This window comes from Bradyrhizobium sp. 23AC, from assembly GCF_054863025.1.
The window spans coordinates 1-258 of sequence record NZ_JAVAYN010000225.1 but is presented as its reverse complement, the minus strand read 5'-3'; the positions used below and the strand labels follow the sequence as shown (position 1 = coordinate 258).

Genomic DNA, 258 nt, shown 5'->3' with positions numbered 1-258 from the left:
ACGACGGCAAGAGCACGCTGGTTGGCCGGCTGCTCTACGATTCCAAGACGCTGCTCGACGACCAGATCGACGCGCTGGCGTCCGAAAGCCGGACCGTCGGCACCACCGGTGGCGATTTCGATTTCGCGCTGCTGGTCGACGGCTTGCAGGCCGAACGTGAGCAGGGCATCACGATCGACGTCGCCTACCGCTTCTTCGCCACCAAGCTGCGCCGCTTCATCGTCGCCGACACGCCGGGACATGCGCAGTATACGCGCA

General features: G+C 65.1%; 1 protein-coding gene. It reads left to right on the top strand.

Annotation, left to right across the window (positions count from 1 at the left end):
* The coding region (locus tag RAD10_RS42205; RefSeq protein WP_461622054.1) for a GTP-binding protein at positions 1 to 258 on the top strand (258 nt) is incomplete at both ends.